Origin of the sequence: Paenibacillus sp. B01 (assembly GCF_009649995.1) — a bacterium.
Lineage (GTDB): Bacteria > Bacillota > Bacilli > Paenibacillales > Paenibacillaceae > Paenibacillus_O > Paenibacillus_O pasadenensis.
The window spans coordinates 1,916,248-1,940,629 of the sequence record NZ_CP045802.1; the positions used below are offsets into that span (position 1 = coordinate 1,916,248).

The window sequence follows — 24,382 nt, forward strand, 5'->3', positions numbered from 1 at the left end:
GCCCGCGCTGACGGCGCCGGGCAAGGAGGGCGATGAGCATGGAGTTCCGGCCGAGGCTGCTGTTCTTCTCCCATATCGGCAGTCCCGAGGCGATCACCGGCGCGGAGAAGCTGCTGCTGTCCACGATCGTCGAGCTGTCGGCCGTCGCCGACTGCACGCTCGCGGTGCCCGAGGAAGGCATCCTGTCCGGACGCGCCGCCGCCGCAGGCATCCCGGTGCGCGTGACGGGGCATGTGCCGATCTACTATTCCATGTATTTGGGGCTGCCGTCTGTTCCCGAGGAAGTCGAGGAGGGGACGGGAAGCGAGGCGATGGAGCGGCTGTATCGGCTCTTGCTGGAAATAAGGCCGCATGCGGCGTGGGTGAACACCTGCGTCCAGCCGCTGCCGGCGATCGCCGCCAAGCGGCTCGGCATCCCGGTCATCTGGTGCCTGACCGAGACGATGCGTCCGGCCGCCGGCGTCGGGCCGACGATGAAGCTCATCGAGCAGCATGCCGACCGCGTCGTCGGCATCTCCGCCTCGACGCTGAAGCCGCTCGCCTCGCCGCTCGCGCTGTCCCGCTCGGAGGTGCTGCTGCCCGGCGTGGACACGGCGGCGTTCAAGCCGTGGACCTGGGCGTCCAGCCGCGCCGTCCGGCGAGCCGAGCTCGGCTTGCAGGAAAAGCAGGTGCTGATCGGGTTCATCGCCTCGCATCTGTATGAGAACAAAGGGCTGGAGCACTTCCTGGCCGCAGCCGGAATGGCGGCCGCCTCGCGGCCCGACCTGCGCTTCGTCGTCATCGGCAACCCGGTCGACGCGGAGTATGCCGCCCGCTGCGCGCGGATCGCGGACGCGGCCGGGCTGTCGGCCCGCCTCAGCTGGCTGCCGTTCGAGCCGGACGTATCGCGCGCCTATCCGGCGATGGACGTCCTGGTCGTGCCGAGCATCGTGGAGGAAGGCTTCGGCATGACGGCGCTGGAGGGGCTGCTGTTCGGCAAGCCGGTCGTCGCCTACGCCTCCGGCGGCCTCGCGGAAATTCTGCACGCGACCGGCAACGCCGACTGGCTGGCGCCGATGGGCGACTATGCCGGGCTCGCGGAGCGGATCGGGCGGCTCGCGGACAACGCGCCGCTGCGGCTCGCGACCGGAACGCGCAGCGGCGCGGCCGCGCTTGCCGTGTTCGGCATGCCGGCCTTTCGCGGACGGCTGCTGGCGAGCCTCGAGCGGCTGCGGCTGCCGCGCGAGCCGGAGTCCCGGATCGCGCACGGCTCCGGGCCGGAGCGCGGCCTGCTCGCCGGCTGGACGCTGCGGCCGATCGCAAGCCCGGAGGCGGAGGCGTCCGCCGGACTCGGCGGCGTGCCGCGAGTCCAGCTGCCGGACGGCGTGCTGGCGCTGCTGCCCCGCGGCGAGCCGATCGGCTCGCCGCCTGCGGAGCCGGCGGCGGCCGCGGAGCCGCCCGCGCCGGCTTCGCCAAGCTTGGCCGGCGGCCGGAGGGAGCGGCTGCGCCGCAAGGGCCGGCTGCGCCGCGGCAAGGCCGGCCGCGCGCGGCGAGCCCGGCGCGGCGAGCGCAGCCGCCCGGCTAGGCGCAGGCGTGCCGGCGGCGCCTCGCGCCGCCGCAAGATCGGCTCTGCCGGCCGCAGAGCCGGCAGGAAGAAGCGCTAGAGCATCTATTTTCAACCCGAAAGGCGGAATGGACGAATGCGAGTGATGACCGTGCTCGGCACGCGGCCGGAGATCATCCGGCTCAGCCTCATTATCGGCAAGCTCGACCGGCTGGCGGACCGGCACATCCTCGTGCATACGGGACAGAACTATACCGATTCGCTGAACGACGTGTTCTTCCGCGAGCTGGGCGTGCGCCGTCCCGACCATGTGATGGCGGGCGGCAGCCACACGCTCGGCGGCCAGCTGTCCGTCATGTTCGGCGAGATGGAGCGGCTGCTGCGCGAGGAGCGTCCGGACATCGTGCTGCTGCTCGGCGATACGAACAGCGCGCTGTGCGCGATCGTAGCGGAGCGGATGGGCATCCCGGTCGCGCATATGGAGGCCGGCAACCGCTGCTACGACCTGACCGTGCCGGAGGAGAAGAACCGCCGCATCATCGACGCCGTGGCGACGATCAACATGCCGTATACCGAGTACAGCAAGCAGAACCTGCTGCGCGAGGGCTTTCCGGCGAACCGCATCGTGCGCACCGGCAACCCGATCGGCGAGGTGATGGCGCAGTACAAGGACCGCATCGACGGAAGCGGCGTGCTGGAGAGGCTCGGCCTGCAGGAGCGGGACTATGTGCTCGTGACGACGCACCGCGCCGAGAACGTCGACGTGCCGGCCCATCTGGACGGCATCCTCGGCGGACTGAACCGGATCGCGGAGCGGCACGGCAAGCGGATCGTCTGCAGCATCCACCCGCGCACCCGCTCGCGCATCGACGCCGGCGGCACGGCGGTGCAGCCGCATCCGCTGGTCGAGTTTCATGAGCCGTTCGGCTTCTTCGACTTCGTGCGGCTGGAGCGTGACGCCTGGTGCGCGGTCAGCGACAGCGGCACGGTGCAGGAGGAATGCTGCCTGCTCGGCGTGCCGACGGTGACGATCCGCAACACGACGGAGCGTCCCGAGACGGTCGACTGCGGCAGCAACGTCGTGAGCGGCTTGCGGGCGGGCAATATCGCGGATGCGGTCGACGTCATGACGGCGCTGCCGGCAAGCTGGGGCATCCCGGCGGGATACGAGGCTTTGGACGTTTCGGACATCGTAGTGAAATATGTGCTTGGAGGGAAATGGAATGTTTGAAAACTCTCGCATCCTTGTCACCGGCGGAACCGGTTCCTGGGGGCATGAGCTGATTCGGCAGCTGCTGCCGCAAAATCCGAAGGAAATCATCGTATTCTCGCGCAGCGAGTCGGCGCAGGTGACGATGAGCCGCATGTTCGAGGATGCGCGGCTCACGTTCCGCATCGGCGACATCCGCGACCTGGAGGCGCTGACGAAGGCGACGCAAGGCGTGGACTACGTGTTCCACCTCGCCGCGCTCAAGCATGTGCCGGTGTGCGAGGAGCATCCGTACGAGGCGCTCAAGACGAACGTGCTCGGCACGCAGAACGTCATCGAGGCCGCCAACCTGAACAAGGTGAAGCGCGTCATCTACATCTCGACCGACAAGGCGGCGAATCCGTCGAACTTCTACGGCATGACCAAGGCGATCGGCGAGAAGCTGATCGTATACGCGAACCTCGTCAGCACGGACACGAAGTTCGTCTGCGTGCGCGGCGGCAACGTGCTCGGCACGAACGGCAGCGTCATCCACCTGTTCACGAACCAGATCAAGACGAAGGGCCAGGTGCGGCTGACGGACCGCGGCATGACGCGTTTCTTCCTGACGCTGCATGACGCGATCAGCCTACTGTTCAAGGCGTCGGAGGAAAGCCTCGGCGGCGAGATCTTCGTCATGACGATGCCGACCTGCCGCATCGAGGATTTGGCCGAGGTGCTCATGGAGGACATCGGCGTGCAGGCCGAGGTCGTCGAGACGGGCATCCGCCCCGGCGAGAAGCTGCACGAGATTCTGCTGACCGAGTTCGAGAGCAAGAGCACGGTCATTTACGACAAGGAATACCTGGTCATCCTGCCGCCGCTCGACATCCCCGGGCTTCAGCAGCGGTACAGCACGTATGACGCGGTCGACTTCGACAGCTTCTGCTCGAGCGAGAACCTGATGGACAAAGAGCAGATCCGCGACATGCTGAGGAGGGGCGGGTTCCTGCAATGAGGCTGCTCGTCCTCGGAGGCGGCGGCATGGCCGGCTCCATGATGGTCGATTACTTTCGCGGCCGGGACGGGTTCGAGCTCAGCTGGACGACGCGCGGCGGCGGGGACGGATCCCTGCCGCTCGACGCCTCCGACCTGGAGGCGGTGCGGCGCACGGTGGCGGCGGTCCGTCCCGAGCTGATCGTCAACTGCATCGGCAAGCTCAACGCCGACGCCGAGGCGCATCCGCTGGAGGCGTACGCGGTCAACGGCCTGCTGCCGCACTGGCTGGCGTTCGCCGCCGGCGAGATCGGCGCGAGGCTCATCCACATCAGCTCGGACTGCGTCTTCCTCGGCGACCGCGGCGGCTATACGGAGCTCGACCGGCCGGACGGCATCAGCGTCTACGCGCGCTCCAAGGCGCTCGGCGAGGTGAACGATCCGCGCCATCTGACGATCCGCACGTCGATCATCGGGCCCGACGCCAGCCCCAAGGGCATCGGCCTGCTGCGCTGGTTCCTGGCTCAGACGGGCGAGGTGTCCGGCTACAGCCGCGTCTACTGGAACGGCGTGACGACGCTGGAGCTGGCCAAGGCGGTCGAGCATGCGGCGGCGCATCCGGAGATCGGCGGGCTCGTGCATCTGCTGGCGGCGGCTCCGGCAAGCAAGCTGGAAATGCTGGAGTGGTTCAAGGAGGCGTACGGGCGCGATGATGTTGCGATCGTGCCGGCGGCAGAGCCGGAGATCGACCGCACGCTGAGCGCGGTGCGGACCGATTGGATTTACCGGGCGCCAAGCATCCCGGACATGGTGCGCGAGCTGGCGGCATGGGAGCGGCGCGGGGGCTGATGGCCCAGTGGCGGCATGGGAGCGGCGCCCGCGAGCGAAGCCGCCCCTGCCGCACCACCCAGCTGCCGTAATTTTCGCTGCTGCAACTCCCTGCCGCCGCAATCCTCGCTGCTGCAACCCCCGGCTGCTGCACGGCCGGGCAAGGTTTGGACCGGCTTCGGCATGTCGCCGCAGCCGGTCCTTTTCCTGCTCCCGTTTTGGATTGTCAACACTAAACTGGACAAAAATGATGAGGGCTGTTTTCTTGCTTGTACGGGGGCTTGACCCCAGTGTGCTATGAAGACGGTGGTGGTTGTACCCGTGAATATAATCACGCAGTTCCAAGTCTAGCTGTTCCAGGCTCTTAAATTGCCATTGATTGGCGAACTCGGTCTTGAAGATCTTGAAAGCAGCCTCCGCGACTGCATTGCCGTAGGGGCAGTCTTTGTTGCTAAGCGAACGCTGAATACCAAAGGCTTCGAGCGCCTCCGATATCAACCGGTTATAAAATTCGCTGCCACGATCGATGTGGGACATCTGAATGCGACTCAGTCCCACGGTCAGGCTCGCAGCAGCCTCATAGACCAATTGTGCGGTTTTTCTAGGACCACAGCTTGAATTGATATTTCCCAATCATGCCGCCGATGCGCAACAGGCTGGAGCCATTGTTCCGTATTTTCCTATTTCTACATGCAGCAGCTCAATTATACGCCTCACTAAAAATCAGGCCATCTCGTTTTTATTGAGATGGCCTGATTTCTAGTGCTTTTTCAATGAATGACTGTTCTTCCAAAGTTGCATCATTAAGGTCCTTTTTTTCATAATTTCCATGCTTCTCATCAATGATAACCACATCACTATTATTGAAAATATAGCTTTTCTCCTTACCTACATAATAGGATGTCACATTCGGCAAAATCAGGACTTTATCCTTTTCGTACAGATCATAGCTCATAGGGGATTTTGAGATTGCATATTTGTTTCCATGGAACAACGCTATATCGTCTTTTCCAGGCCCAAACCACAACCCAACAAAAAATACAATTCCAAAGATGCATACAAGAGCAAACGTAGCTAACACACCAATTAGAAGCCCCTTGCCTCCGATCTTCCCTGCCTTGCGAAAAAATTGATTCATAATGCTTCATTCCTTTCTACAGCTAGACTACTCCCCAACTGATTTCTTCCCAAGCGCTGTCTTCTATAATCACGCCTGCGGGAGCTAATATCTGACGGTCTTTTTTAAATTTTTTAAGTTTATCCAACGCGGTACGGCGGGCTACCTGTCTCAGCCACCCTAGAGTGGTACGGCGGGCTGCCTGTCTCAGCCACCCTAGAGAATTGCAATCGGGACACATGGACTCGTAATGGCATTTAATGATGAATTATATAATCTTTCGTACAAAGCAGCCACGGAACATCGACGCTCGGTGCTGGCTTCTTCTCCACGTCAACCGGAGCCGTGGATGGCCGATAGTCCCCGTTTTGGAGAGGGCGATAAGCTGGCGGCGGCAAAAAAAGGATGCAACTAGCATGTTTTCGACGCATTCCGCATTTTTAGATACATCAGCGTATGGGCGGTCTTCAGCTCCAGAAGTCACGTTTGCTGCACGAGCCTTCATTCAAAGGATCGGGCCGGGCAAGCAGCGTTATGAAGCAAATGATGAGGGTCGGGAGGGGAGAGGAAGGATGATAGGGAAAGGAACGAGCAGGCGGGAAATCAGCGACTCCGGATCGTCCAGCCGCAGCATCGGGGGAACGAGCGGGCCAAAGGGAGCCGAAGCCTCCAATTGGAGAAGGTCGTCCAGCCGCAGGCTGAAAAAGGAAACGAGCGGTCACGAGACCGGCGGATCGGCAGGATGCAGGCTGGAAGAAGGCGCAGCCGGCGAGCGGAGCGAAGCGGGATCGTCCGGCCGTCGGAAGCGGCTCCTCGTCACCGGGGCGGGCGGCTTTTGCGGCTCGCATGCGGTGAGGCATTTCGCACGGGCGGGCTGGGAGATTGTCGCTTGCGTCCGTCCGGGATCGACGCCGTTCTGGGCAGACCCGGCGAAACGTCCGGACTGGTTCGTCGCTGCGGATGCCGTGGATGCGACGGATGCCATGAATGTCATGGATGCCGTGGGTGCGACGGATGCCGTGAATGCCGCCGATAGCGTAGATGCCCCGGGAGCCGAAGCTGGCGTGGATTCCTCGGATGTTTTGAATGCCTCGGATGTCTCGAATTCCTTGGACGCCCCGGACGCCCTGGACGCTTCGAATGCCGTCGATCACGCCGATGCCTCGGATGACGGCGCTCCCGGCTCATCCTCTCTCGCCTTCGCAAGCCGGCCGGGCCGCGATGAGCCGGAGTGGCTGTCTCTCGTCCGACTCGAGGCGCTCGACCTGTCGGAGCCCGGCTCGGACAGCCTGTCCGAGCTGCTGCGCCGGACGCGTCCGGACGCCGTCCTTCATCTGGCGGGGCTCAACGCCGCCGGACCTTCCTGGGCCGATCCATCCGGTTATCTGGACCTCAATCTGATGGGCACCGTCCGGCTGCTGGAGGCGGTCCGCGCTTCCGGGCATCCTTGCCGGATCGTCGTGGCCGGCTCGATGCTCGGCGGCTCGGCGGACGGTCCGCCGCCCGTCAAGCCTTTGCATCCGTACGCGCTGAGCAAAGCGATGCAGGCTCAGGCGGCGCTGGGCTGGCATGCGCTGTACGGGCTCGACGTGCTTGTCGCAATTCCTTCCAACCTCGTCGGCCCCGGCCCTTCCGCCGGCTTGAGCCGGCTGCTCGCCCGCTACGCGGCCGCTTGCGAGCGGACGGCAGCGCAGGCTGGAAATTCGGCAGAGGCCCCGCCTGCATCCGATCCATCCCTGCCAGGCCGGAGCGATGCCGCCGATCCGTCCCTGCCAGGCCGCAGCGATGCTGTCGCCGATCTCGCTCCATCTGCAGCGGCTGAGACGCAGGCTCCGCCTCCGTTCCGTCTGTCCTCTGCCACCGAAGCGCGCGATTTTCTCGACGTGCGGGACGCCATGACAGGCTACGAGACGCTGCTGGAGCGGGGCGCCGCAGGCCGCAGCTACGCCATGGCGAGCGGTAGGATGACGCCGCTCGGCGAGCTGGCGGAGCTGTACCGGGAGCTGGCCGCCGTGCCGCTGCCGATGGAGATCGGCGGCAGCACGGCGGCTTCGCCGGAGCCGATCGACGCCAGCGCGCTGCGCGCTCTCGGCTGGGCGCCGCGCATCCCGCTTCGCCAGTCGGCGCAGGATACGCTGGAGGACTGCCGCGCCGCCGGCAGCGCCTGAGCGCCAGCGGCTCAGGCTGCCGCCGACATTTCAGCGAACGAACGCACGCGACAGAGCGACAGAGCCTTCTTTGCTCCGCCGGCAGCTAGAAAGCTGTCCCTAAAGGTCCACTCCGCGACCCGAGGGGGCTTTTTTTTCGTCGAAGAAGACTTCCTCTTCGATCGAAGGCGCGCCCCGCTTCACGCCGATCGGGCCATTTCGGCCGATCTGAATACCGATTCCGCCTATTCCTGTGCCGATATCGTCAACGCCGATGGCCGAAACGGCCGATCGTAAAGCCGAATTCGCCTCTATCGGCTCGCTGCCGCCGGAAGGTAGCCTAAGGAGGCGAGGCGCGGAGGCCGAACGGGAACATGCAAGCGCTCCCATTCCAAGGTCCGACCGTTCCCGCCACTCGAGCTGAGGGGGAAGATGAATGAACCGATGGTTGAAATCGGGCCTGTCGCTGGCGCTGGCCGGGGCGCTGCTCGCCGGCTGCACGTCCGGCGGAGGAAATAACGGAAACAACGCAGGAAGCGGAGGCCAGACCGGCGGAGCGGGAGCAGACGGCCAAGGGGCGGCTGGCGCAGCCGAGCAGACGGCCTATCCGCTGCAGACCGACAAGCAGCTCGCCTACTGGGCGGAGCTGCCCGGCAATCTCGTCGGCGTGCAGCCTTCGCTGGACGAGGTGCCTTTCTTTCAGGAATGGCAGAAGCGGACGGGCGTCAAGCTGGAATTCGCCTCGCCGCCGAGCGGGCAGGCGAAGGAGTCGCTCAACATGCTGCTCGCCTCGGGCGACCTGCCGGACCTGATCGAGTTCAACTTCCTCGACGGCTTCCCGGGCGGTCCGGAGAAGGCGATCAAGGACGGCTACATCCTGCGGCTGAACGACTACATCGACAAGTACGCGCCGAACCTCAAGCGATTCCTGCAGGACAATCCGGACATCGACAAGATGGTCAAGACGGACAGCGGCAGCTACTACGCGTTCCCGTTCATCCGGGAGGACGAGTATCTGCGCGTGTTCCAGGGGCCGATCATCCGCCAGGACTGGCTCGACGAGCTCGGACTGCCGGTGCCGGAGACTATTGACGACTGGACCGCGACGCTGCGCCAGTTCAAGGAGAAGAAGGGAGCGGCGGCGCCGCTGTCGTTCGTCAGCAAGCCGCGCTTTTTCCAGGAATCCGGCAACGGCGCGTTCCTCGGCGCGTTCGGCGTGACGCGAGGCTTCTATCAGGAGGACGGCCAGATCAAGTTCGGCCCGTCCGAGCCCGGCTTCAAGGACTATCTGGAGCTGTTCCGCGGCTGGTACGCCGAAGGGCTGATCGACAAAAACGCGGCGACGGCCGACGGCAAGGCGCTCGACGGCAACATCGTCTCCGGCGCGGCCGGGGCGACGGTCGCCAACGCCGGCGGCGGCATCGGCAAGTGGCAGCCGCTCGTCCAGGCGAAGGATCCCAAGGCGGTGCTCGCCGCCGCGCCGTACCCGGTGCTGAACAAGGGCGACAAGCCGAAGTTCGGCCAGCGCAACAACGCCTATTCGCCGGAGGGCATCGTCGCGGTCACGACCTCGGCCGAGGATCCGGAGCTCGCCGTGCGCATGCTCGATTTTGGCTACAGCGAGGAGGGACGGCTGTTTTTCAACTTCGGCACGGAGGGCGTCAGCTATGAAATGAAGGACGGTTATCCGACCTACACCGACCTGCTGATGAAAAATCCCGACAAGCTCGCGCCGGCCCAGATGATCTCGCAGTACGCGAGGGGCAGCTACAACGGGCCGTTCATTCAGGACAAGCGCTACGCCGAGCAGTTTTTCGCCCTGCAGACGCAGCGCGACGCGGTCGAGCTCTGGCAGCAGACGGACTCCGCGAGCTACAACCTGCCGCCGATCACGCCGACGGCGGAGGAAAGCTCGGAGTATGCGACGATCATGAACGACATCAATACGCTCGTCGACGAGATGACGCTCAAGATCATCCTCGGCAGCGAGCCGCTCGACGCCTATGACGATTACCTGGCGAAGATGAAGTCGCTGCGCCTCGACCGCGCCATCGAGATTCAGACGGCGGCGCTCGCCCGCTATTCCAGCCGTTGAGCCGCGAGCCGGGAAGGGGCCGTCCTCCGCAGCAGACAGGCTTCTTCCCGTCCCATGAAAAGAGGTGAACGAACCGCATGTCCGCGCCAAAATCGTTCCGCAGCCGCGCGTTGAGGGACTTCGCGATGAACAAGTACCTGTACCTCATGTTCCTGCCCGTGCTCGCCTACTACGTCGTGTTCCACTATTTCCCGATGTACGGCGCGACGATCGCCTTCAAGGACTATTCGCCGATCAAGGGCATCCTCGGCAGCGACTGGATCGGCCTGAGGCATTTCGAGGATTTTTTCCAGAGCTACTACTTCTGGCGCATCCTCAAGAACACGCTGCTCATCAGCCTATACTCGCTGCTGTTCGAATTCCCGGCGCCGATCGTGCTGGCGCTGCTCATCAACGAGGTGCGGCACCGCGCCTTCAAGCGGACCGTGCAGACGATCACCTACATGCCGTATTTCATCTCGCTCGTCGTCATCTGCGGCCTCGTCACCGACTTCACCAACGCGGACGGGCTGATCAACCGGCTGTTCGTCTGGTTCGGCTACGACGGGCAGGCGATGCTGCAGAAGCCGGAGCTGTTCCGCCCGATCTACATCCTCTCGGAAATCTGGCAGCGCATCGGCTGGGAGTCGATCATCTACATCGCCGCGCTCATGAGCATCGACCTGGAGCAGTACGAGGCGGCGCGCATGGACGGCGCGAGCCGGCTGCGGCAGATGCTCCACATCACGCTGCCGGGCATCCTGCCGACGATCGCGATCATGCTCATCCTGCGCATGGGCAACCTGCTCAACGTCGGCTTCGAGAAGATCATCCTGCTGTACAACCCGGTCACCTACGAGACGGCCGACGTCATCTCGTCGTTCGTCTATCGCAAGGGACTGCTGGAATTCGGCTGGAGCTACAGCTCCGCCGTCGGCCTGTTCAACTCGCTGATCAATCTGGCGCTGCTCGTATCGGCCAACTACTTCAGCCGCCGGTTCAGCCGCAGCAGCCTATGGTAAGGAGGGAAACGCCATGAACATCCGGACCGGCCTCGGGGACCGGCTCGTCGGAGCGGCCGTCTACGCGCTGCTCGGCCTGCTCGTGATCGTCACGCTGTACCCGCTGCTGTACGTGCTGTTCGCCTCGCTCAGCGATTCGGGCGAGCTGCTCGCCTACCGCGGCATCCTGTGGCGACCGCTCGGCTTCAGCCTCGAGGCGTACCGCAGCGTGCTGGACAATCCGGCGATCGCGATCGGCTACCGCAACACGCTGTTCATCGTCGTCGCCGGCGTCGCGGTCAACCTGATCCTGACGGCGATGGGCGCGTACGTGCTCTCCCGCAAGAACGTGATGTGGAACGGCGTCCTCATGTTCCTCCTCGTGTTCACGATGTTTTTCGGCGGCGGGCTCGTCCCGCTCTATCTCGTCGTCAAAGGCGCCGGCCTGCTCGACTCGCTCTGGTCGACGATCGTGCCGTTCGCCGTCAGCACGTTCAACCTGATCATCATGCGGACGTCCTTCATGGGCATCCCCGACAGCCTGGAGGAATCGGCCAAGATCGACGGGGCGAGCCACTTCACCATCCTGCTGCGCATCATCCTGCCGCTGTCGATGCCGGTCATCGCCGTCATGATCCTGTACTACGCGGTGGACAAATGGAACGGCTGGTTCTACGCCTCGATCTTCATCAAGAGCCGGGAGCTGTTCCCGCTGCAGCTCGTGCTGCGGGAGATCCTGATCGCCAATGCGACCGACAGCATGTCGGCGGGGGCGTCGGCGGGAGACCGGCATCAGATCGGCGAGACGATCAAGTACGCGACGATCATGGTCGCGACGGTGCCGATCCTGTGCGTCTATCCGTTCGTACAGCGCTTTTTCGTCAAGGGCGTCATGGTCGGGTCGCTGAAGGGCTGAGCGCGCGGCGGGCCAGCCGCTTAAAAGGAGGAATCACACATGGAGACAAAGAGGAATCAAGCTCCGGATGCCGCCGCCATGAGCCGCGAGGCGCTGCAGGCGGTCGGCGTCATGCTGGAACGCATCGGGAGCCGCTCGCCGCATCGGGCCGGAGCGGACGGGAAGTATGACGACGGGCCGATCGACTGGTGGACGTCCGGCTTCTGGCCGGGACTGCTCTGGCTCGCCTATGACGGGACCGGCGAGCAGCGGTTCCGGGAAGCGGCGTGGAGCTGGGACGAGCGGCTGGAGCGGCGTCTCATCGAGCCGAACGGCTTTCATCACGATCTCGGCTTCCAGTTCCTGACGACCGCCGTCGCCAAGCACAAGCTGACCGGCGACGAGGAGGCGCGCCGCCGCGCGCTGCTCGCCGCGGATCTGCTGGCGGGACGCTTCAACCTCAAGGGCAGCTTCCTGCGCGCCTGGAACGGCGACCGCGCCGGGTGGTCGATCGTCGACTCGGCGATGAACCTGTCGCTGCTGTTCTGGGCTTCGGCCGAGAGCGGCGATCCCCGCTATGCACATATCGCCGAAGCCCATGCCGACATGATGCTGCGGCAGTTCCTGCGCGAGGACGGCTCGGCGTACCATATCGTCTCGTTCGATCCGGCGACGGGCCGACGCATCGAGGCGCTCGGGGGCCAAGGGGACGCGCCGGAGTCCGCATGGAGCCGGGGGGCGGCCTGGGCGCTCTACGGCATGGCCAACGCGTTCCGGTGGACCGGCAAGAGGGACTACCTGGAGGCGTCGCGGCGGACGGCGGCGTATTTTGTAGGCCAGCTGCCGGACGATCGGGTGCCGCACTGGGACTTCCGCGCCGACCGCTCTGCCGGCGAGCCGCCGCGCGACAGCTCGGCCGCGGCGATCGCCGCCTCGGGACTGCTCGAGCTGGCCGCCCTGGATCACGGAGCGGACGGCGGGCGCTGGCGGGACGAGGCGGAGGCGATGCTACGCTCGCTTCGCGGCGGATACGCCGCCTGGCGCGTCGACGGCCACGAGGCGCTGCTGCTGCATGGCACGGGACACAAGCCGGCCGGACAGAACGTCGACGTCTCGCTCATCTACGGCGATTACTTTTATGTCGAGGCGCTCGCCAAGCTCGGCGGGTCGACGCTTCGCCTGTTCTAGCGTCTTCCAGCCCGCGCGGCCCCGTCCGCAGCGGGCTTTTTGACGATTTGATCGATGCCGCCGCGCATATTGCGCATTCCATCCGGCCGGCATTTATCGGTATAATAAAGCTCCGCATCCGCGGCCGATCCGCTCGGCATATCGAGCTTGCAGGAGATGAGAGGGTTGAACAAGATCCGCCGACTATGGAACAAGCGAAGAAGCGTCGTTGTCGCCTGGCTGCTGTCCTACAGCGCCGTGCTGCTGCTGCCGATCCTCATCAGCTTCGTCAACGCCGCCGCGGCCGACCGGGCGCTGCAGAGCGAGATCCACCGCGCCAACGACTCGCTGCTGGAGCAGGTGCGCTACACGATGGACAAGCAGATCGACCTCATGAAGCGGCTCAGCATGGAAATAGCCTGGAACGACAAGCTCCAGACGCTGATGTACTCGAGCCAGTCGGCGCGGGAGGCGCCGTACACGGCCTATCAGCTGAGCGACGAGTTCCGGATGTACAAGACGTCATACGCCTCGATCGCGGAATTCTACGTCGTCTGGGAGCGGGGCGACTCCGTCATCCGTCCGGGCAACATCCGCGACGCCGAGACGGCTTATCGCACGATCCATAATTCGAAAGCGCTGTCATTCGAGAAGTGGAAAGCCGAGACGCAGCGGGAAGGGCCGGGACGCTTCATCGAGCTGCCGCGCTCGGACGCGGGCAAGGAGCAAAGCTCGATCGCCTACGTCTACCGCCTGCCGGACGGCCTGAACGGAAAGCTCACCGGCGCGGTCGTCGTCATGGCGGACAGCTCCGGCTTCCAGGCCGACTTCGAAAGCATCTCCGGCCTGGGCGGCGGCGTGCTGCTCATGCTCGATCCGGACGGGCGGCCGCTGCTGACCAATCGGCCGGACGCCCCGGAGCTGCAGGCGTTCCTCGGCGCGGACGGCCGCGTCAGCCTCGCCGAGGGCAAGGCCGGAGACGCCGAGCTGTTCCACATTCGCTCCGCCGTCTCTGGCCTCCGATATGCGCTCATCATTCCGAGCTCGCTCTATTGGGAGAAAGCGGAATACGTGCGCCGCTTCACGGCGAGCAGCATCGCGGTCAGCCTGCTTGGCGCCGGCGTGCTGACGTGGTTTTTCCTGCGGCGGAACTATTCGCCGATCCGCGGCCTCGTCCGCTCGATCGACGAGCGGGAAGCCGACGTTCCGGAGGGGCGCGCCGAGGGCAATGAGCTCAAGCGCATCGAGCAGGCGATCCGGCGCGCGCGCAGCGAGAAGGAGCGGATCGCCGAGCAGCTGCAGAAGCATCAGCAGGTGCTGCGGGCAAACATGCTGCAGCGGCTGTTCAAGGGCAGGCTCGATACGCCGGTCAGCTACGAGGAGGCATTCCGCTCGTTCCGCATGCCGTTGCGCTCGGACCGGTTCGCCGTGCTGCTGCTCGCGCTGGAGAACGAGGACAGCCTGCACGAGACGCTGTCCGGCATCGAGGCGGCGGAGCGCCGGCGGCTCATCCCGTTCATCATCGCCAACGTTGTCGAGGAGCTGTGCGCCAAGGCGGGCCATGCCGGCTACATGGCAGAGTCGGATGACCTGCACGCCTGCCTCGTCAGCCTCCGTCCGGATGCCGCGGACGCGGAAGCCGAGCTGCGGGCGGCCGCTTCCGAGGCGCAAGCGTTCCTGCGGCGGTACGGGATGGAGCTGACCGTGTCGATCGGCGGCATCCACGGCGGCTGGGCGGGCGTCGCAGTCGCCTATCAGGAGGCGGTGGACGCGATGGAGTATCGGATGCTGCTCGGCAAGACGGGCATCCTCTCTTACCGAGACATCCGCATGGAGAGCCGAGCTCCATCCGGCAAAGGCTACGACTATCCGCTCCAGGAGGAGCAGCAGCTTATCAATATCATCAAAGCGGGGGATCTGGAGCAGGCCGCGGCCTGCATGGACGAGATCGCGGAGCGCAACTTCGGCAATGCTCCGCTGTCGCTCGGGATGGCGCGCTGCCTCATGTTCAACCTGCTCGCGACGATGCTCAAGGCGATCCATGAGCTCGGCGAGGGCGAGGAGCGGGTGCTCGAGGAGCATCCCGGCTGGATGGAGCGGATCATGGCCAGCACGACGTTCGGGGAGATGCAGGAGGAGCTGCTGCGGCTGCTGGCGGAGGTGTGCGCGATCGCCCGGACGCGCCGCGACGCGCAGGTCTCGCAGGAGCGGCAGCGTTCGCTGCGAGAGCTTGTCGCCGGCGTCAACCGCTTCATCGAGGCCAACTACATGGACGCCAGCTTGAATGTGAATGGCATCGGCGAGCAGTTCGCGATGAAGGGCAGCTATCTGTCGCGGCTGTACCGCAGCCAGACGGGGGAAGGGCTGCTCGATTCCATTCACCGCACCCGCATCTCCCGCGCCAAGCTGCTGATCGAAGGCAAGCGGGAGTCGATCAGCGAGATCTCGCGGCAGGTCGGGTACAACGATTCGGCGACGTTCATCCGCGTGTTCAAGAAGTACGAGGGCATCACGCCAGGCAAGTACCGCGAGCTGGCATAAGGCAGCGGCGACAAGGGAGGAATGACGATGAGCCATCGCAACCGGCGCTTGGCGGCGCTGCTGCTGGCGGCAGCGCTGCTGTCTTCCTGCACGCGCTCCGGCCCGGAGCCGGTCGGTCCGGACCGATCGGAGGACGAGCCGCTCTCCTACTGGGCGGAGCTGAACGGCAACGCCGCGAGCGCCCGCTCGCGCATCGCCGAGGTTCCATTTTTCGACGATTGGCAGGAGAGGACAGGCGTCAGGCTGAAGTTCGTGCAGCCGCCATCCAACCAGGGGCGGGAAGCGATCAGCGTACTGCTCGCCTCGGACGACGTGCCGGATCTGATCGAGTACGAGTGGATCAACTATCCCGGCGGTCCGGAGAAGGCGATCCAGGACGGCCATATCCTGCGGCTGAACGAGGCGATGGAGAAGCATGCGCCGAACCTGACCCGCTATTTGCGGGAACATCCGGACATCGACAAGCTCGTGCGGACGGCGGACGGGAGCTACTACGCCTTTCCGTTCATCCGGGGAGACGAGCGGCTGCTGACCTATCAAGGGCCGATCGTGCGGAAGGATTGGCTGGACGAGCTTGGCCTGCCAGTCCCGGAGACGATCGGCGACTGGGAGCAGGCGCTGACCGCCTTCAAGGAGCGCAAGGGCGCGCAAGCGCCGCTGACGCTGCTCGGGACGACGAATCCGCTGAACGGCGTCGAGGGCGGGGCGTTCATCGGCGCCTTCGGCATCGCCAAGGGGTTTTATGTGGAGGAGGGGAAGGTACGGTTCGGACCGGCGGAGCCCGGCTACCGGGACTTTCTGCAGCTGATGCGGAGCTGGTACGAAAAGGGCTTGCTCGACCCGAACTTCGCGGCTGTGGACTCCGTCACGCAGGACGCCTCGATGACGTCGGGACGCAGCGGGGCGAGCGTATGGAACGCCGGCGCCGGCATCGGCAGCTGGCTGCCGATGCTGCGCAAGCAGGACTCGGACGCCGAGCTGGCCGCGGCGCCGTATCCGGTGCTGCGCCGCGGCGATCGCCCCAAGTTCGGGCAGCGCGCCCCGGCCGTCGGACCGAGCGGAGCGGTAGCCGTATCGGCGCGCAGCGAGCGCGTCGAAGAGGCGGTGCGGCTGATGGACTTCGGCTATGGCGAGGAAGGGCATATGCTGTTCAATTTCGGCGCGGAGGGCAAAAGCTACGAGCTGCGCGGCGGCTACCCCGCCTATACGGACCTGATTTTCGCCAACCCGGAGCAGCTGTCGATGCCCCAGACGCTGGCGATGTACACGCGGGCCAGCTACTTCGGCCCGTTCGTGCAGGACATCCGCTACCAAGAGCAGTATTTCCGGCTGCCGGAGCAGCGGGAGGCGGTGCGCATCTGGTCGAATACCGATGCGGAAGAGCATGCTCTTCCGAACTTGCCGCTTACGGAGCGGGAAAGCCTGGAGCTGTCCGCGATCATGCAGGAGGTCCAGGCGGCCGTCGACGAGATGTCGCTCAAGCTCGTTCTCGGCATCGAGCCGATGGCGGCGTTTGAAAGCTGGCGCGGCCGGCTGGAGGCGCTCGGGATCGGCCGCGCGCTGGCGATCCAGCAGCAGGCTCTGGAGCGGTATGAAGGAGCCGCGCGTTAAGCGGTGAACAGGCCCTGAATGTGAATCCTAGGCATGAAAGTGCCTTGGATCCGCCGGAATCAGGCCCGAAACGTGAATCCTAGGCATGAAAGTGCCTTGGATCCGCCGGGAACTGGCCCGAAACATGAATCCAAGGCATAAAAGTGCCTTGGATTCGCTGGGAACTGGCCCGAAACATGAATTCAAGGCATAAAAGTGCCTTGGATCCGCCGGAATCCGGCTCGAAACGTGAATCCAAGGCATAAAAGTGCCTTGGATTCGCTGGGAACAGGCCCGAAACGTGAATCCTAGGCATGAAAGTGCCTTGGATTCGCCGGAATCCGGCCCGAAAAAAATCCAAGGCATAAATCTGCCTTGGATTCCTTTGCTAAACCGGCTCCGTCCCGGCCGCCCCCGCCTCCGGACTTTGCGGAGGCTTCTTTTCCTTGGACAGGAACCAGCCGCCGATCGCGATCGCCAGCAGCACGCCCCAGAATACGATTTTCCAGCCGAGGCTTTTAGGGAACTTCTCGGACAGCACGCCGACATCGGGATGGGACAGCGTATACACCGCCAGCTTGATGCCGACCCAGCCGACGATGGCAAACGCGGCCGTCTCGAGCCCCGGCCGGCTGACGAGCAGCCGCCCGAAGTACGAGGCGGCGAAGCGCATGATGACGAGGCCGATGATGCCGCCCGCCAAAATGACGGCGAACTGAGCGCCGTCGAGGCCGCCGATGCGGGGGAATGTCGTCGGCGGCAGCGTGATCGCCAGCGCGACCGCGGCGAGGATGGCGTCGACGGCGAAGGCGATGTCCGCCAGCTCGACCTTGAGCACGGTCACCCAGAAGTTCTCCTGCTTTTTCTCCGCTTCCTGCTTGTGCTTCTCCTGCTTCACGAACAGCCGCTTGGCCATGTGGCTGATCGAGATGTAGAGCAGGTACGCCGCGCCGATCGCCTGCACATACCAGACGTTGGCGAGGAACGAGATGAGGAACAGCGAGGCGAAGCGGAACACGAAGGCTCCGGCCAAGCCGTAGAACAGTGCCTTTTTGCGCTGCTTTTCCGGCAGATGCTTGACCATGATCGAGATGACCAGCGCGTTGTCCGCCGCGAGGATGCCCTCGAGCCCGATCAGCACGACCAGCACCCACAAATACTCCAGAAGAACGGCCGAGCTCATGAACGTCGCGCTCCTTCCGCACCGCGCGGTTGACGCGGCTTTTTGGCTAGCTTCCGCAGCGCAGGGAATTCTTATGCGGTCGATTGCCCGGGAAATGAAGCATTTGCGCCGGGGGATTGAAATCCGTCTCATTCCGGTCCATAATCGGGGTACTTGAACGTGCACGGAGGCCGACGGCTCATGTTGAATCCGCTTACAAGGCTGAGCGTCAAGCTGCAGCTCATCCTGCTGTTCCTGTTCATGGCGCTGCCGATCCTCGGCCTGTTCGCGTACGGCAACCTGAAGGCCGAGACGATCATGAAGGATAACGTCACCGGCGCCTATGCCGAGCTCAACAAGCAGAACCTGCTCATGATCAACAAGGAAATGGACAGCATCAACCGCATCACGACGACGATCATCCAGAATCCGGTGACGCAGCGCATCGTGCCGGGCGGACGGGAGCCGGTGCTCGGCCGGGTGAAGAAGTACGCCGAGATGGACAAGCTGCTGCGCTCCTACTCGACCGGCACGAACGGCGAGACCCCGGTCTATTACTCCCTTTATGTGTACGACCCATCCGGAGAATTCTACTTCGCGCCGTCCATCCAGATGACGCAGAACGGCGTCTATTTCCTATCCGGCAAGAACAAGCCGGACTGGTACGACGAGGCCGTGCGGCTCAAGGGACTCGGCTTCGTCCGCGTGACCTCGACCAATACGGCGTTCGACAAAAGCTCGACGCTCGCCTACATCCGCGCCGTCAACAACATCGCCGAAGGCAGCGGCGTCATCGGCGTGCTCGTCGCCTACAAGCTGGAGCACAAGCTCGCCGACACGATGCGCTCGGTCCGCCTGCCGGGCGGCGACATTAGCCTCGTCGACGAGGCCGGCACGATCATGAGCAGCACGCTGCCGGACCGGATCGGCACGGAGCTGGCGCTGCCGGCGGCGCTGGCGGAGCGGGCCGCGCAGGCGCGCTCGGACCTGCCGGTCCACCTCATCGAGGGGGATCGGATCTATGTGGCGAGCGGCGAGAACAGCCTCCATCTGCGGCTCATCTACGAAATTCCGCTGCAGGCGATGCTGCAGCAGCAAAGCGAGCTCAAAAACGTCATCCTGCTCATTTCCGCCGCCTATGTCGCGGTCGGCTGCATCATCATGATCTATTTCTGGCGCTCGCTCATGACGCCGCTGCAGCGGCTGTCGCTGTTCGTCCGCAGGTACGAGCCCGGCAAGCGGGTGCCGGAGACGCCCGGCCAGTCGCGCAGCGACGAGGTCGGCGTGCTGATCTCTGCCGTGTACGGCATGGCGAGGCGGCTCAACAGCCTGATCGCCGACAAGTATCAGGCGGACATCCGGCAGAAGGAAGCGCAGCTGCAGATCCTTTACCACCAGATCAACCCGCATCTGCTGTACAATACGCTGGAGAGCATCTATTGGAAAAGCTCGCTCGAAGGGCATACCGAATCCGCGGAAATGATCAAGGACCTGTCCAAGCTGATGAAGATCAGCCTGAGCCGCGGGCGCGAGCTGATCACGCTCGCGGAGGAGAGCGAGCACGCCGCCGCCTATGTGGCGCTGCAGCGCCGGCGCTACGAGGCGGAGCTGCGCGTGCTCTGGGACATACCGGAGGAGCTCGGCGCGGCGCTCATCCCCAAGATCACGCTTCAGCCGCTGATCGAGAACGCGATCGTCCACGGCATCAAGCACATGGGCGAGGACGGCGAGATCGTCGTCGCCGCGCGCGCGGACGAAGGAGGCGGCCTGCTCGTGACGGTCGGCGACAACGGCTACAAGGCGGTCGACTACGCCGCCATCCAGCGCTGGCTGGACGAGCCGGACAGCTCGCCGTCGTTCGGCTACGGCATCCGCAACATCGACCAGCGCATCCGGCTGCAGTTCGGCCCGCGCTACGGGCTGGCCATCGGTCCGAGAGCGGACGGAGGCACGGAGGTGCGGCTGCAGCTGCCGCTGCTGGACGAGACCGATCTATCTGGACCATCGAGAGGAGAATGAACATGCATCGCATCCTGATCGTCGACGACGAGCCGCTCATCTGCAAGGGGCTGTCCAGCATGCTGGCCGGAGCCGGGCTCGGCATCGAGGATATCCATACCGCGAGCAACGGCTTCGAGGCGCTCGACTATCTCCGTCTGGAGGAGGTCGACCTGATGATCACCGACATCGGCATGCCGGGCATGAACGGCATCGAGCTGATGCATCAGGCCCGGCTCATCAAGCCGTGGGTGCAGACGATCGTCGTCTCCGCGCACGAGACGTTCCAATATGCGCAGATGGCGATGCGGCTCGGCGCGCGCGACTACCTCATCAAGCCGCTGAACGCGGCGCAGCTGCTCGACAGCGTGCGCAACGCGCTGCTGCAGGCCGAGCGCCCCGCCGAAAGCGAGCCCGACTACGCGGCGAGCCTCGGCGGCCGCTTCGCGCTGCAGGCGCAGGCCGAGGAGCCGCGCCGGGCGCTCGAGCGCCTGCTCGCCAATCCGCTTGCCTCGACGGCGGAGGCCGGGGAGCTGGCCGCAGCCGCCGGACTGCAGGAGACAGGGCCTTATTTCGCAGTCATCCGCATCCGTCCGGAATTCGACACGCGCCCGGATCTGTCGCCGCGGGACCGGAAACTGCTTGCCTACGCCGTCATGAACCTCTCCACGGAGCTGCTCGGCAAGGACTGGAATCCGGTCCCGCTCGAGCTGCCCGACGAGGAGGTCGGCCTCGTCATCGGCTGGAGCGAGGAGCGCTACGAGGACGCCACGGTCAGCAAGATCAACCAGCTCGACATGATCGGCCGCAGCCTCCATCATCATGCCGACTCGTTCCTGCGGCTGCCGGTGCTCGTCGGCATCAGCCAGATCGCCCGCGGGCCGGAGTTCCTCCATCTGCTGGCGACCCAGTCGAGAAGGGCGCTGGAGTGGCGGATCCGGCATCCGGGGCAAAAGGTGTTCTACTACGGCGACTTCAGCTGGAGCGAAGCGGAGGGCGGCTCCGTCAGGCAGCCCGGCGAGGAAGAGGCGTCCGCCCAGACGAACCGGATCGTGGAGCGCTCCCTGCGCTACATCGAGGACAACTACGCGCAGAAGGGGCTGACGCTGCATGAGGTATCCCAGCGCGGACATGTCAGTCCCAACTATTTGAGCTATCTGTTCAAGAAGAACACCGGCTACAACCTGTGGGAATACGTCATCAAGCTGCGGATGGAGGAAGGCCGCCGGCTGCTGCTGACGACCGACTTGCGGCGGTACGAGGTGGCGGAGCGGGTCGGCTACGAATCGCCGGAGCATTTCAGCAAGATCTTCAAGAAGTACTACGGCTACAGCCCGAGCGAGCTGAAAAAAGAAAGCCAAGGCAAGTAGGATTGGAAAGGCTCCGCGCTGCGCGAGCGGATTCGATGGGCCTCGGGCGACATATCGCAATGGGAAAAGGGGAGCTACACATGCGCAAGCCGGCTGCGCTCATCAGCCTTCTGATGGCGACGACGCTGCTGCTGTCCGCCTGCAGCGACGGCAACGGCAGCTCCGGCAAAACCGGAGCTGCCAGCAAAGGAGGAAGCGCGGCGCCGAACAAGCCGGCCGCGAGCAGCGGCGGCGTCTCGGCGCCGGGCGAAGGGGATATCCGGGACCGGAAGATTGCGATCAGCATCTATTACCCGTTGTCCGATCAGGTCGAGAAGCGCAAGGCCGAGGACGACAAGATCGCGCGCTTCCAAAAGGAATATCCGAACGTCACGATCACCAAGAGCGACTGGCACTACAATGTCGACGAGATCGGAGTGAAGATGGCGGCCAACGAGGCGCCGACGTTTTTCAACACGTTCGCGACGGAGGCCGGCTTCCTCGTGCAGCGCGGCTGGGCGGCGGACATCACCGAGCTGTGGAACGGCTACGAGCGCAAGGACGACATCAATCCGACGCTGCAAAGCCAGTTCATCAAGGACGGCAAGGTGTTCGGCATCGTGCAGAACGGCTACTCTACCTCCGTGGTCGTCAACAAGAAGCTGCTCGCCGACAAAAGCGTGGCCGCACCGCCGTATGACTGGACATGGGACGACATGCTGAGGACGGCCCAAGCGGCGGCCGATCCGGTTAAGGGCATCTCCGGCATCGCCCCGATGGGCAAAGGCAACGAAGCGGGCTGGAACTGGACGAACTTCCTGTTCGAAGCCGGCGGCCAGATCCAGACCGTCGAAGGCGGCAAGGTGACGGCGGCGTTCAACTCCGACGCAGCGGTGAAGGCGCTGCAGTTCTATCAGAAGCTGCGCTGGGAAGCGGACGCCATTCCGAAGGACTGGGCGCTCGGCTGGGACGACGCGGTCGGCGCGTTCGCGCAAGGGCGCACCGCGATGGTCATCGCCGGCGCGGAGGGCGTGCTCGACCAGGCGCTCAATCAGGGCGGCATGAAGTCGGAGGACATCGCGACCTATCCGATGCCGGCGGCCCAGGCCGGAGGCAAGCATTCCGGCATCCTGGGCGGCGACTATCTCGTCATCAACCCGAACGCTTCCAAGGACGAGCAGGAAATGGCGTTCCGCTATATCATCTTCGACTGCTTCTCCGACAACTACCTGGAGGCCGTCGAGAAGGACATCCAGGCCCGCAAGGCAGAGGGCAAGTTCTACATCCCGCCGCAAATGAGCTATTACAAGGAAGACTCCGACTACGGCAAGAGGCTGCAGGCGATCTACGACAAGTACGACAACGTGTACAAGTACGACCCGGAGTCCAGCAAGCTGCTCGACGGCAATCCGGAAGCCCAGTACAACACCCAGGAATACTATGCCGAGATGACGAACATCGTCCAGGAAGTGTTCTCCCAGCAGGACGTCGACCTGAAGGCGAAGCTCGATGCGGCCGCCGCGACGATGCAGACCAAATACTACGACGCCATCCAAGCCCGCTGACCTTCGTCGGCCGGCCGGGTCTGCCTTGGGGCGGAACCGGCCTTTTTTCGGCGGATCGGCCGCTCCGCATCGACAGCGCGGGCTGCATCGGTAATAATGTAGAGAAGCCATGCGCGCATCGCCGGCCCTTCTGCCCTCGCGATGCGCGCCAGCACGAGAACCTTCATGTTAGAGAGGGAAGTCATGGAATCGATGCGCGCTTTTTTCGCTATGCCCGCCGTCCGCAGGATCGTCGTCCTGCTGCTGCTCGTCGGCTTGCTCTACAGCCTGCGGCACATGCTCAATCTGATCCTGCTGCTGTTTCTCGTGACCTATGTCATGAACCGGCTGCAAGGACTCTTCACCGGATGGATCAACAAGGCGGTGCCGGTGCATCCGATCGTCGTCGCGGTGCTGCTGTACGTGCTGCTGCTGTCCGGCCTGGCTTGGGGCATCTCCAATTATGTGCCTCAGATCGTCACCCAAGGCCGCGACATGATCAATACGATCATCCGCTTCCTCAACTCCACGGAGGGCAACGACATCGCGAAGCGGCTGTCGGAGGAGCTGGAGAAGATCGACTACAAGACGTATGTCGACCAGGCGTTCCTCTATCTGGGCAAGATCGGCAAGATTTTGGAGCTCGTGCTGATCGTCATCCTGCTCAGCTTTTTCTTCCTGCTGCAAAAAGCGAAGATTCTCGCCTTCACCCAAAAGTTCCAGACGAGCAAGATCGGCTGGGTCTATGACGAGATCGCCTACTTCGCCCAGCGCTTCGTCTCCTCGTTCGGCAAGGTCATCGAGGTGCAGCTCGTCATCGCGCTGTTCAACACCGTATTCACGATGCTCGGGCTGTGGATCATGGGCTATCCGTACCTGTTCGCGCTGACGATCATGGTCTTCCTGCTGAGCCTCATCCCGGTGGCGGGCGTCATCATCTCGTTCGTGCCGATCGGCATCATCGGCTACCAGGCGGGCGGCGTCACGCTCGTATTCTGGGTCATCGTGATGATCCTGCTCATCCACGCTCTGGAGACGTATTTCCTCAATCCGAGGCTGATGGCGTCCAAGACGAAGCTGCCGATGTTCTATACGTTCGTCATCCTCGTCTTCTCGCAGCATTACTTCGGCATCTGGGGGCTCATCATCGGCATCCCGGTATTCATGTTCGTGCTGGATATTCTGCATGTGCCGCTCGGCGATGGCGAGAAGAAAAAAGAAGCTTGACGGTCGGAAGAAGC

At 64.1% G+C, this 24,382-nt stretch carries 17 protein-coding genes and 1 pseudogene; 15 read left to right on the forward strand and 3 right to left on the reverse strand.

The window, feature by feature from the left end; translation table 11 throughout:
• Positions 1-38 precede the first annotated feature (38 nt).
• The 4 genes from GE073_RS08205 to GE073_RS08220 are packed head-to-tail and all read left to right on the forward strand — an operon-like array spanning position 39 to position 4,577.
• Complete coding sequence (locus GE073_RS08205; RefSeq protein ID WP_194843316.1) at positions 39-1,643, forward strand: glycosyltransferase; 1,605 nt, start codon at positions 39-41, stop codon at positions 1,641-1,643.
• 36 nt (positions 1,644-1,679) lie between these two features.
• Complete coding sequence (gene wecB / locus GE073_RS08210; protein WP_153783217.1) at positions 1,680-2,774, forward strand: non-hydrolyzing UDP-N-acetylglucosamine 2-epimerase; 1,095 nt, start codon at positions 1,680-1,682, stop codon at positions 2,772-2,774.
• Positions 2,767-3,750 (forward strand): polysaccharide biosynthesis protein, encoded by a 984-nt coding sequence (locus tag GE073_RS08215; RefSeq protein WP_028597753.1) that lies wholly within the window; start codon positions 2,767-2,769, stop codon positions 3,748-3,750. Before wecB ends, GE073_RS08215 begins: the two co-directional genes overlap by 8 nt.
• The gene (locus tag GE073_RS08220; RefSeq protein ID WP_153783218.1) at positions 3,747-4,577 is read left to right on the forward strand and encodes a dTDP-4-dehydrorhamnose reductase family protein; all 831 of its coding nucleotides are present in this window, start codon (positions 3,747-3,749) and stop codon (positions 4,575-4,577) included. The genes GE073_RS08215 and GE073_RS08220 overlap by 4 nt, the downstream gene beginning before the upstream one ends.
• Positions 4,578-4,847: 270 nt before the next feature.
• Here GE073_RS08220 and GE073_RS26035 read toward each other — a convergent pair.
• Together GE073_RS26035 and GE073_RS08230 are read right to left on the reverse strand one after the other, a co-directional pair.
• Positions 4,848-5,093: pseudogene (locus GE073_RS26035) on the reverse strand (IS3 family transposase); the annotation flags it as partial.
• A gap of 202 nt (positions 5,094-5,295) precedes the next feature.
• The gene (locus tag GE073_RS08230; protein ID WP_153783219.1) at positions 5,296-5,694 is read right to left on the reverse strand and encodes a hypothetical protein; all 399 of its coding nucleotides are present in this window, start codon (positions 5,692-5,694) and stop codon (positions 5,296-5,298) included.
• A gap of 551 nt (positions 5,695-6,245) precedes the next feature.
• Between GE073_RS08230 and GE073_RS08235 the strand changes: the two genes are divergently transcribed.
• The 7 genes from GE073_RS08235 (at position 6,246) to GE073_RS08265 (ending at position 17,109) form a co-directional block, all read left to right on the forward strand.
• Positions 6,246-7,841, forward strand: coding sequence for an NAD-dependent epimerase/dehydratase family protein (locus GE073_RS08235; RefSeq protein WP_194843317.1), 1,596 nt, complete (start codon positions 6,246-6,248; stop codon positions 7,839-7,841).
• A 415-nt stretch (positions 7,842-8,256) separates the two neighbouring features.
• Positions 8,257-9,915, forward strand: a complete 1,659-nt coding sequence (locus tag GE073_RS08240; protein WP_153783221.1) for a type 2 periplasmic-binding domain-containing protein — start codon at positions 8,257-8,259, stop codon at positions 9,913-9,915.
• Between the two features lie 77 nt (positions 9,916-9,992).
• Positions 9,993-10,916 (forward strand): ABC transporter permease, encoded by a 924-nt coding sequence (locus tag GE073_RS08245; protein WP_101808861.1) that lies wholly within the window; start codon positions 9,993-9,995, stop codon positions 10,914-10,916.
• Positions 10,917-10,929: 13 nt separating this feature from the next.
• Positions 10,930-11,811, forward strand: a complete 882-nt coding sequence (locus GE073_RS08250) for a carbohydrate ABC transporter permease (RefSeq protein ID WP_101808862.1) — start codon at positions 10,930-10,932, stop codon at positions 11,809-11,811.
• A gap of 39 nt (positions 11,812-11,850) precedes the next feature.
• Complete coding sequence (locus GE073_RS08255; RefSeq protein ID WP_101808863.1) at positions 11,851-12,978, forward strand: glycoside hydrolase family 88 protein; 1,128 nt, start codon at positions 11,851-11,853, stop codon at positions 12,976-12,978.
• A gap of 165 nt (positions 12,979-13,143) precedes the next feature.
• Complete coding sequence (locus tag GE073_RS08260) at positions 13,144-15,498, forward strand: helix-turn-helix domain-containing protein (protein ID WP_101808864.1); 2,355 nt, start codon at positions 13,144-13,146, stop codon at positions 15,496-15,498.
• Positions 15,499-15,525: 27 nt separating this feature from the next.
• Positions 15,526-17,109 carry an extracellular solute-binding protein gene (locus GE073_RS08265; RefSeq protein ID WP_228551371.1) on the forward strand — a complete coding sequence of 528 codons (1,584 nt, stop codon included), beginning with the start codon at positions 15,526-15,528 and terminating at the stop codon, positions 17,107-17,109.
• Positions 17,110-17,476: 367 nt separating this feature from the next.
• Here the strand turns inward: GE073_RS08265 and GE073_RS08270 are convergent, their stop codons facing one another.
• Positions 17,477-18,271, reverse strand: coding sequence for a TerC family protein (locus GE073_RS08270; RefSeq protein WP_153783222.1), 795 nt, complete (start codon positions 18,269-18,271; stop codon positions 17,477-17,479).
• A 180-nt stretch (positions 18,272-18,451) separates the two neighbouring features.
• On the opposite strand from GE073_RS08270, the gene GE073_RS08275 reads away from it, so the two are divergent.
• The 4 genes from GE073_RS08275 (at position 18,452) to GE073_RS08290 (ending at position 24,368) form a co-directional block, all read left to right on the forward strand.
• Entirely contained in the window at positions 18,452-20,269 is a 1,818-nt protein-coding gene (locus GE073_RS08275; RefSeq protein ID WP_153783223.1) for a cache domain-containing sensor histidine kinase, read from the forward strand.
• Positions 20,270-20,271: 2 nt separating this feature from the next.
• The gene (locus GE073_RS08280; protein ID WP_153783224.1) at positions 20,272-21,618 is read left to right on the forward strand and encodes a response regulator; all 1,347 of its coding nucleotides are present in this window, start codon (positions 20,272-20,274) and stop codon (positions 21,616-21,618) included.
• Positions 21,619-21,698: 80 nt separating this feature from the next.
• Complete coding sequence (locus GE073_RS08285; protein WP_153783225.1) at positions 21,699-23,162, forward strand: ABC transporter substrate-binding protein; 1,464 nt, start codon at positions 21,699-21,701, stop codon at positions 23,160-23,162.
• A 183-nt stretch (positions 23,163-23,345) separates the two neighbouring features.
• The gene (locus GE073_RS08290; protein ID WP_153783226.1) at positions 23,346-24,368 is read left to right on the forward strand and encodes an AI-2E family transporter; all 1,023 of its coding nucleotides are present in this window, start codon (positions 23,346-23,348) and stop codon (positions 24,366-24,368) included.
• Positions 24,369-24,382 lie beyond the last annotated feature (14 nt).

Bases quoted from the DNA above. Each gene is read 5' to 3' on its own strand.
- GE073_RS08270 (WP_153783222.1), bottom strand. From the start codon at position 18,271: ATGAGCTCGGCCGTTCTTCTGGAGTATTTGTGGGTGCTGGTCGTGCTG.
- GE073_RS08265 (WP_228551371.1), top strand. From the start codon at position 15,526: ATGAGCCATCGCAACCGGCGCTTGGCGGCGCTGCTGCTGGCGGCAGCG.
- wecB (WP_153783217.1), top strand. From the start codon at position 1,680: ATGCGAGTGATGACCGTGCTCGGCACGCGGCCGGAGATCATCCGGCTC.
- GE073_RS08215 (WP_028597753.1), top strand. From the start codon at position 2,767: ATGTTTGAAAACTCTCGCATCCTTGTCACCGGCGGAACCGGTTCCTGG.
- GE073_RS08285 (WP_153783225.1), top strand. From the start codon at position 21,699: ATGCGCAAGCCGGCTGCGCTCATCAGCCTTCTGATGGCGACGACGCTG.
- GE073_RS08205 (WP_194843316.1), top strand. From the start codon at position 39: ATGGAGTTCCGGCCGAGGCTGCTGTTCTTCTCCCATATCGGCAGTCCC.
- GE073_RS08230 (WP_153783219.1), bottom strand. From the start codon at position 5,694: ATGAATCAATTTTTTCGCAAGGCAGGGAAGATCGGAGGCAAGGGGCTT.
- GE073_RS08275 (WP_153783223.1), top strand. From the start codon at position 18,452: ATGTTGAATCCGCTTACAAGGCTGAGCGTCAAGCTGCAGCTCATCCTG.
- GE073_RS08250 (WP_101808862.1), top strand. From the start codon at position 10,930: ATGAACATCCGGACCGGCCTCGGGGACCGGCTCGTCGGAGCGGCCGTC.
- GE073_RS08240 (WP_153783221.1), top strand. From the start codon at position 8,257: ATGAACCGATGGTTGAAATCGGGCCTGTCGCTGGCGCTGGCCGGGGCG.
- GE073_RS08290 (WP_153783226.1), top strand. From the start codon at position 23,346: ATGGAATCGATGCGCGCTTTTTTCGCTATGCCCGCCGTCCGCAGGATC.
- GE073_RS08255 (WP_101808863.1), top strand. From the start codon at position 11,851: ATGGAGACAAAGAGGAATCAAGCTCCGGATGCCGCCGCCATGAGCCGC.
- GE073_RS08245 (WP_101808861.1), top strand. From the start codon at position 9,993: ATGTCCGCGCCAAAATCGTTCCGCAGCCGCGCGTTGAGGGACTTCGCG.
- GE073_RS08220 (WP_153783218.1), top strand. From the start codon at position 3,747: ATGAGGCTGCTCGTCCTCGGAGGCGGCGGCATGGCCGGCTCCATGATG.
- GE073_RS08280 (WP_153783224.1), top strand. From the start codon at position 20,272: ATGCATCGCATCCTGATCGTCGACGACGAGCCGCTCATCTGCAAGGGG.
- GE073_RS08235 (WP_194843317.1), top strand. From the start codon at position 6,246: ATGATAGGGAAAGGAACGAGCAGGCGGGAAATCAGCGACTCCGGATCG.